The organism is Gammaproteobacteria bacterium CG11_big_fil_rev_8_21_14_0_20_46_22, from assembly GCA_002796245.1.
Classification (GTDB): domain Bacteria; phylum Pseudomonadota; class Gammaproteobacteria; order UBA12402; family UBA12402; genus 1-14-0-20-46-22.
In genome coordinates this window covers 1-7,670 of record PCWT01000038.1, presented here as the reverse complement: position 1 = coordinate 7,670, position 7,670 = coordinate 1, and the positions used below count along the sequence as shown (strand labels likewise).

The 7,670-nt window shown below is 47.4% G+C and carries 9 protein-coding genes; 6 read left to right on the top strand and 3 right to left on the bottom strand.

The window, feature by feature from the left end; translation table 11 throughout:
- Positions 1-101: 101 nt before the first annotated feature.
- Positions 102-1,346 (bottom strand): hypothetical protein, encoded by a 1,245-nt coding sequence (locus COV52_04735; GenBank protein ID PIR11287.1) that lies wholly within the window; start codon positions 1,344-1,346, stop codon positions 102-104.
- 90 nt (positions 1,347-1,436) lie between these two features.
- On the bottom strand, positions 1,437-1,709 hold the full coding sequence (locus tag COV52_04730) for a hypothetical protein (GenBank protein PIR11286.1): 273 nt from the start codon (positions 1,707-1,709) through the stop codon (positions 1,437-1,439).
- A gap of 93 nt (positions 1,710-1,802) precedes the next feature.
- Here COV52_04730 and rfbD point away from each other — a divergent pair, with 93 nt between their 5' ends.
- Genes rfbD through COV52_04710 form a run of 4 tightly spaced genes read left to right on the top strand, consistent with a single transcriptional unit; the run spans position 1,803 to position 4,500 of the window.
- Positions 1,803-2,675: a dTDP-4-dehydrorhamnose reductase gene (rfbD, locus tag COV52_04725; GenBank protein ID PIR11285.1), complete on the top strand. Its 873-nt coding sequence runs from the start codon at positions 1,803-1,805 to the stop codon at positions 2,673-2,675.
- Positions 2,665-3,222, top strand: coding sequence for a dTDP-4-dehydrorhamnose 3,5-epimerase (rfbC, locus tag COV52_04720; GenBank protein ID PIR11284.1), 558 nt, complete (start codon positions 2,665-2,667; stop codon positions 3,220-3,222). The genes rfbD and rfbC overlap by 11 nt, the downstream gene beginning before the upstream one ends.
- The gene (gene rfbB / locus COV52_04715) at positions 3,209-4,216 is read left to right on the top strand and encodes a dTDP-glucose 4,6-dehydratase (protein PIR11283.1); all 1,008 of its coding nucleotides are present in this window, start codon (positions 3,209-3,211) and stop codon (positions 4,214-4,216) included. The genes rfbC and rfbB overlap by 14 nt, the downstream gene beginning before the upstream one ends.
- Positions 4,217-4,218: 2 nt before the next feature.
- Positions 4,219-4,500, top strand: coding sequence for a hypothetical protein (locus tag COV52_04710; GenBank protein ID PIR11282.1), 282 nt, complete (start codon positions 4,219-4,221; stop codon positions 4,498-4,500).
- Positions 4,501-4,504: 4 nt separating this feature from the next.
- Here the strand turns inward: COV52_04710 and lolB are convergent, their stop codons facing one another.
- Positions 4,505-5,182, bottom strand: a complete 678-nt coding sequence (gene lolB / locus COV52_04705) for an outer membrane lipoprotein LolB (GenBank protein ID PIR11281.1) — start codon at positions 5,180-5,182, stop codon at positions 4,505-4,507.
- Positions 5,183-5,202: 20 nt separating this feature from the next.
- On the opposite strand from lolB, the gene COV52_04700 reads away from it, so the two are divergent.
- Positions 5,203-6,450, top strand: coding sequence for a glutamyl-tRNA reductase (locus tag COV52_04700; GenBank protein PIR11280.1), 1,248 nt, complete (start codon positions 5,203-5,205; stop codon positions 6,448-6,450).
- Positions 6,451-6,459: 9 nt separating this feature from the next.
- Positions 6,460-7,545 (top strand): peptide chain release factor 1, encoded by a 1,086-nt coding sequence (locus COV52_04695; protein PIR11279.1) that lies wholly within the window; start codon positions 6,460-6,462, stop codon positions 7,543-7,545.
- Positions 7,546-7,670: the final 125 nt, after the last annotated feature.

The window sequence follows — 7,670 nt, the reverse complement described above, 5'->3', positions numbered from 1 at the left end:
TCAGATGCCGGATATACAGATGCAATCTTTACCTTATTGTGCTCGAGTGTTTTTTATCCTTTACAATGGGGGTGAGTCCATATACAGGCTACCCAAAAATCTTATCCATTTTGCGACAAGTTCGGAATCGCTTCAATCGCAGGCAACGTTAAGCTTGCGACATAAAGTGCTTCTTTGCCGTTCTCAAAAATAACGAGTAGCGCAAGGTTGGTGTCTGTCATCGATTCATTGGCGATCATCACATTCTTGATTTTTTTGCCATCAGCCGTATCGCCTGTGCTCAGTATTTTATAAATGCCACCATTCTTGCTGGTGTAAACATACACGCCTTTTTGTCCATTGTGGCCATCGCCATGAAAGACGATGAGGTGATCGGTGGCGATGACGTGTGAGAAAGCAATGAAATGCCCGATGCCTTGAGGGATAAAAGTTTCGTGATTGGCGAGCATTACTGTTTGTTTGCCGTCGTTATAATACAAACCGGTTTGACCCAAAATCCCATTGCCAATAAATGCCACCCCTTGTGTGTTTGCATCATAAGCCAAATCACCAAAGCCCGTGAAGAACCCTGTGCCGCCATCGGGTAGCTGTGTATTTTCATTGGCAATTAGCGTGATCTTGCCGTTCATGTCGCGATAAACACCGATTTCTTTGCCGGCGCCTTTGCCCACAAACGCAAAGTCGGTGTCTTTGGCTGTACTCACCCGAGAAAATTCAAGGTGGCTGAATTGCTCAAATTGGCTTTGGCTGTGCGGCATAGTGGTTTGCGTGTTGACAAGCTTATGCAATAGCCCTTGTGGGTTGGCAAGATAGATGCCCTGTGTGTTATCACTGTTTTGCGCAATAAAGCCGACGCTCTTGTCGAGCATTAAGCCTGGATCCATAAAAGCATTGAACGTGCCTGCACTATTAGGGACAGGGGTTTTTTCATTAGCAATAAGGGCAAGCTGGCCTTGGCTGTAGAGATACAAGCCAGTTTGTCCAAAGCGCCCATTGCCCTCAAAGGCCAGGGAGTGTTTATTGATACTTAATAATTGACGACCTTGATTGTCTAGGCCGCCAAAATTCACAAATTGCCCCGCACCACCAGGCAAGTGGGTTTGATCGGTGGCGATGTCTTGCATATTGCCGTTAATGTTGGAAAAAATCCCGAGACTAGTCGCACCATGATCGCTGCCGATAAACGCATAATAACCCTCGCGATAGACCGGCGGCTGGAAGTGTTGAAATGCGTTGATGTCTGATGAAAAGCTTGAGGCTAAGCGCGTTAACTGAACGCTGACTTGGTTCAACGCAAAGGCGCTGCCTGTTAAAATTATTAAAGCGAAGAATAAAGCTTTTTTCATTGCAAAGTCTCTCGGTATTTGAAAAAAGCTTATCATTCAATCTGGCCGGGTGTAAAGCTCTGCTAGGCTTGTGTATTCTGCTCTAAGAACTCATTTGTCGCGACGATAATCGCCCGCGGCTGATTTTGCGGCTAAATTATTGCCGCGATTAAAGCCTAAGTTTTCTTGGCTTTCGATAAGCTTGAGCTTATCGCTGAGGTAGCTCCTGATACGCTCACAACTATTATCAGCGCTGGCATTGTCGACCACGATGATCTCAAATGTCACTCCCACTTGCTTGTGCAAATCGTCTAAGCAACGCGTGATCAAATCTGCCGTGTTGTAGTTGACAATAATGACGCTAACGTCGGGTTGATTGTGCATGGCTTTTCCGTGGAAGTTTTGGCTCGTTAATTGAGGTAGCAGTATAAGGCATGATAGACTGACTGGCAAAATGAATAGGATATTTGTAAGGCGATGAAGATTCTAATCACAGGGGCGAATGGCCAGCTCGCCAAAGCGCTCAAAGCGCGGCTATCGAGTCGTTATGATTTGCTGCTGCTGACCCGAGAAGCTCTGGATATTACTGATGAGCTCGCCGTTAAAGCCGTTTTTGAACATGAAAAGCCGACCATGGTGATTAACACGGCAGCGTATAATTTGGTCGATCAGGCCGAAAGTGATGTTGACTCTGCCATGTGGGTGAATGGCCGAGCCCCTGGCATCTTAGCGCGATGTGCGACAGATTGTGGCGCACGATTAATACATGTTTCCACGGATTTTGTTTTTTCAGGTCAAAAGGCGCTCTACAGTTTAAACGATCAACCCGATCCCATCAGTGTGTACGGTCAAAGCAAGGCTCAAGGCGAGCGGGCCGTGCTTGATGTTAGTCCTTCACACTTAGTGATTCGAACGGCGTGGGTGTATTCGCCTAACCCAGGCAACTTTGTGACCAACATGCTTGAGCTTATGAAAACCAAAACCCGCTTAACGATTGTGGATGATCAAATTGGCTCACCGACGGCTACGGCAAGTTTGGCATTGGCGATAGAGCGAGCGATTGAGTGCCCGGAAGTTTGTGGCCTGCAGCATATCACTGATGCCGGTGTGGCCAGCCGTTATGATTTCGCGGTGATGATTCATGAATATGCTTTGAGCATGGGGTTATTAAGCCAGCCTATTGAGTTGTTGCCGGTGAGCTCACAAGCGTTTACTATGCCGGCAAAACGACCGCACTCTGTGGTCTTAGATAAGCAAGCGACCTGGCAAGCCTTGGGTATTGAGCCCAAAGCTTGGCAGTTAAGCTTGAAAGAAATCATGACGGAGTTGAAAAAAGCCCATGCCGTTTAAATTTACACCTTTGTCGATTCCTGATGTTGTGCTTATTGAACCTAAAGTATTTCCTGATGCGCGCGGTTTTTTTATGGAAACCTACCATCACGAAGCTTTTTATGAAGCGGGCATTACTGTTGATTTTGTCCAAGATAATCATTCGCTGTCGCAAAAAGGTATTTTGCGTGGCCTGCATTATCAGCTCAATCCGCATGCCCAAGGCAAACTGTTGCGCGTGGTCAGTGGTGCGGTGATGGACTATGTGGTTGATATACGAAAAGGCTCGCCCACCTTTGGTCGGGTTGTTTCACAGCGCTTAGATGCCGAACGTCACAATATGCTCTGGGTGCCAGCAGGTTTTGCCCATGGTTTCTTAACGCTTGAAGATCACAGCGCGTTTTTATACAAAACTACCGATCTGTATACGCCCTCACTTGAGCGCACGATTTCTTTTTTTGATCCCGCACTTGGGATTGATTTGCCCAAAGGCGATTTTGTGATGGCCGATAAAGACCGTCATGCGCCAGGGCTTTCGGATGCGGAGAATAATTATGTATACGGGTAAACGTTATTTAGTGACGGGGGGTGCCGGTTTTATCGGTTCGCACTTTGTGCGCTTGCTGCTCTCAAAGCCGAGTGTTGAATGTGTGGTGAATGTGGATGCGTTGACGTATGCAGGTTCGCTGGAGAATGTGGCTGATTGCGCGGCCGATGATCGCTATCATTTTTCTCACACAGATATTTGTGATGGCAAAGCCATTGCCAGCCTTTTGCGAGAGCACGGTATCGATACCCTCGTGCATTTTGCGGCCGAATCGCATGTGGATCGCTCGATCAGCGGGCCTGCTGCTTTTATACAAACCAATTTGGTCGGCACCTTTTCTTTACTCGAAGAAGCGCGTTTGTTTTGGTTGGGTGAAAAAAAATGGGATGAAGCACGGTGTCGTTTTCATCACATCTCAACCGATGAAGTGTATGGCACACTGAAAAAAGATGAGCCTGCGTTTACTGAAGTGCATCGCTATGAACCGAATTCCCCCTATTCAGCAAGTAAGGCCGGCTCAGATCATTTGGTGCGCGCCTACCAACACACCTACGGTTTGCCTGTCACCACATCAAACTGCTCGAACAACTACGGCTCGTATCAACATGCGGAAAAATTAATCCCGACGATTATTCGAAGCTGTGCGAAAGGCGAGCCGATCCCTGTGTACGGCGATGGTTCCAATATTCGTGATTGGCTGCATGTGAAAGATCACTGCGAAGCGATCGATACCATTATTCAAACAGCGCAGGTAGGCAGTGTGTACAACATCGGCTCGGATAACGAACAAAACAATCTTGCGATCGTGAAAATGATTTGTGCGATCATGGATGAGCTGCGCCCCGAGGGCGCACCGCATGAGCGCCTGATCAGTTTTGTACAAGACCGTGCGGGTCATGATTGGCGCTATGCAATCAATGGTGAAAAAATTGAGCGTGAGCTCGCCTGGAAAGCCAACATCCGTTTTGAAGCGGGTTTGCGCGAAACCGTCGAATTTTACTTAGAGAGAGTATAAACATGTACACTGTGATGTTTTTACCGGACGATATCACATTAACCGTCAATGATGATGAGACGATTTTAGATGCGGGCCTGCGTGAGCGTTTAGATTTACCTTATAACTGCCAGATGGCTAGCTGCGGCACCTGTAAATCCTTGTTAGTCGAAGGTCGGGTGACTTACGGTGATACCGAGCTTTACGCGATTGATAATGAAGAAATCAAGGACGGTTATGTTTTACTTTGTGCCGCCAAGCCTTTATCGGATTGCGTGATACAGCTTTACCCTGATATTGCCTAAAGTTTTAAAGTTTCCAATCTGAAATCACCAGTACCGCGCGGGTAAACGGTGAGGTGAAGCGTATTTTATGCGGCAAGTCCACACCGTTCACATTCATATAGGATAAATAATCCACGCGCCATTGACGTGTGCTCAGTGAGCTTAAGTGATGATACTGATCAAAATGTTTTGTCGCGTGCGAGCCGGGTGCTGGCAAGCCGCGTACCCAGTAATAGAAATTATGAATCGGTAAGCTCCAGCCTAGCTCTTGCTGTAATAAGCTTTCGGTATTTTGGCCGTGGATAGGTTGTTTCTCGCTAGTGACGATGGTTACCCCTTTGGCATCACGGCTAACATTCACAGCGCCCAGGCCCAGTGGGCCAAAGAGGTGCAGGGTGTAACGGTTCATCGCGGTTTGTTGCCAAACCACGCTGGCGTTGAAGGCTTTTTGCGTGGTGGCCAGGGCCAGCGAGCCGTGGATGGTCCAGTGGGCGATGGATTTCAGTTGTGCTTGGCGTTGAGTCCAAGACAGATTTTGGTTTAAAGGGGCTTGGCTCATGACGGCACACGCACCGAGTAAAATGCAAAGCAGGCTGATTTTGGCAAATTGTGTCAGGCGCATCTTTAAGATCATCATTATTGGCAATGCAGCGATGGTAATTTGTTTGGCTGACAGGGTCAAATTTTGATAAACTGTGCCCACTTTTTAACACCATCAGGCCTATGAGCAAGATATCTGTTTGCGGTTTAAACTTTAAAACGGCGCCGATTGAGATTCGCGAGCATTGTGCGCTCGATCATGCTCGTCAGCAAGCTTTCATGGCCGACATTATTGCCCAAACCACGGCGAGTCAGGTGGTCATATTGGTCACGTGCAATCGCACAGAAATTTACAGTGATTCTAATCAAGCGCGTGAAATTTTGTTTTTGCTACAGTCGCACAGCGGTGTCGATTTGGATACTTTGAATAACGTCTATTACGAATACCAAGGCCAGATGGCGGTGGAGCACATGATGCGCGTGGCCTCAGGCATGGATTCGATGGTGGTGGGTGAGACCGAAATTTTTGGTCAGCTTAAGCGCGCCTTTGACTTTTCTGAAATGCACGGCGTGTTGGGTGGAAGTTTTCATCGCTTGATGTTATGTGTGAACAGTGTGGCTAAATCGATTCGTGAAAGCACCCGCTTGGGCATGTGTCCAGTTTCTGTGGCCTCTATTGCCAGCAAGCGCGCGAAAGAGTTGGTTGGAAATATCAGTTCGCCATCCGTAATGATTGTCGGCAGCGGTGAGACCAGTAAGCTCATGGCGCAATACATCGCTCGCATGAATTTTGCTTCTATTGTTATTGCTGCACGTAATCAAGAGGCTGCTAAAGACATCGCCAGTTTATGCAATGCGCAAACAATTACCTTGGCTCAAATTCATGATGCGCTTCCCTTCGTGGATGTGGTGATGAGCGCAACAGCTAGCCAAGTGCCGGTTATCGGCAAGGGGGCTGTGGAGTCTGCGCTGGAGCAGCGTAATTATAAATCCATGGTGTTTATTGATATGGCTATGCCGCGCGATGTCGAGCCTGAAGTGGCCGAGCTTGAGGTTGTGACTGTGTTAAGCGTGGATGATTTGCGTGAAGAAGCTGAAAATAATGTTTCGATGCGCGAGCACACCTTGGCCAAAGTGGAAACCTTAATCACGCGCGAAGCCGCGAAATTTATTCGCAGTTTGGATGGTGATGATACTGGCCCTTTGCTCAAAGCGTTGTATGCGAAAGCTTCAACCTTGCGTGAAAATGAATTAAAAAAATGCCGCCGTATGATCGACTCTGGCGCGAATATTGATGAAGTATTAGATTATTTATCTCGCAGCATCACGAATAAATTATTGCACGAGCCTAGTCTCTTGATGCGCTATGCTGATCAGCTGGATCAACCCGATTTGCGTGACTTTGTTCAGGCCCTCTTTAAACAACATTAGTGAAACACCATGAAAGACTCTATTCGACAAAAACTCGTCGCCTTGTGCGATCGCTTTGAAGAGATCAGTGCACTTTTGTCTGATCCAGAAACCATTGGCAATCAAACCAAGTTTCGTGATCTTTCTAAGGAATATGCACAGATCGAGCCGGTGGTAAAAACGTACCAAGCGTATACACACGCTGAGTCTAGCCTTGAAGAGAGTGAGGTTTTGCTAAAAGACAGCGATCCTGATATGCGCGAGATGGCCAAAGAAGAGAAGAAAATCGCTGAGGAAGCCGTTGAACGCTTAGAGCATGAACTACAGATTTTGATGTTGCCTAAAGACCCAAACGACGAGAAAAACGTATTCCTAGAGGTGCGCGCGGGTACGGGCGGTGATGAGGCGGCGATCTTTTCAGGCGACTTATTTCGCATGTATTCGCGCTATGCTGAGAGTCAAAGATGGCAGGTGGAAATTGTCAGTCAAAGCGAAGGTGAGCACGGCGGCTATAAAGAAATCATTGGCCGTATTATTGGCCACGGCGTGTACTCAAAATTAAAATTTGAATCGGGTGCGCACCGTGTGCAACGTGTGCCAGAAACAGAATCGCAAGGGCGCATTCATACCTCTGCTTGTACGGTTGCGATCATGCCAGAAGCCGATGAAATCGAAGAGATCGATATTAATCCGGCAGATTTGCGTATTGATACGTTTCGTGCGTCCGGCGCAGGTGGTCAGCACGTGAATAAAACCGATTCTGCGATTCGTATCACGCATATCCCAACGGGTGTGGTGGTTGAATGCCAAGATGAGCGCTCACAACATAAAAACCGCGCGCGTGCCATGAGTTTATTGCAGGCGAAATTATTAAGCGCCGAACAAGAAAAACAAGCACAAGCTGAGGCGACTCAGCGCCGTAACCTTGTTGGCAGTGGTGATCGCTCGGAACGTATTCGCACCTATAATTACCCGCAAGGTCGGGTGACGGATCATCGCATTAATTTAACTTTGTATAAGCTCGATGAAATTATGGAAGGTAATTTGGGTTTGGTGATTGATACTTTGGGGCAGGAGCATCAAGCAGATCTATTGGCGGCTTTGGCCGATGCCTAACTTTTTCAATTGATATTAGGGAAATAGACGGTTGCTGAAGCCTATGGCATTTTTGGGGTATATGCTTCTCTGAGCTGGGCTATTTCGATTCTCGGTGGCTATATTGCTGATCGCTACCTTGGTTT

Bases quoted from the DNA above. Each gene is read 5' to 3' on its own strand.
- rfbD (PIR11285.1), top strand. From the start codon at position 1,803: ATGAAGATTCTAATCACAGGGGCGAATGGCCAGCTCGCCAAAGCGCTC.
- COV52_04710 (PIR11282.1), top strand. From the start codon at position 4,219: ATGTACACTGTGATGTTTTTACCGGACGATATCACATTAACCGTCAAT.
- rfbB (PIR11283.1), top strand. From the start codon at position 3,209: ATGTATACGGGTAAACGTTATTTAGTGACGGGGGGTGCCGGTTTTATC.
- rfbC (PIR11284.1), top strand. From the start codon at position 2,665: ATGCCGTTTAAATTTACACCTTTGTCGATTCCTGATGTTGTGCTTATT.
- COV52_04730 (PIR11286.1), bottom strand. From the start codon at position 1,709: ATGCACAATCAACCCGACGTTAGCGTCATTATTGTCAACTACAACACG.
- COV52_04695 (PIR11279.1), top strand. From the start codon at position 6,460: ATGAAAGACTCTATTCGACAAAAACTCGTCGCCTTGTGCGATCGCTTT.
- COV52_04700 (PIR11280.1), top strand. From the start codon at position 5,203: ATGAGCAAGATATCTGTTTGCGGTTTAAACTTTAAAACGGCGCCGATT.
- COV52_04735 (PIR11287.1), bottom strand. From the start codon at position 1,346: ATGAAAAAAGCTTTATTCTTCGCTTTAATAATTTTAACAGGCAGCGCC.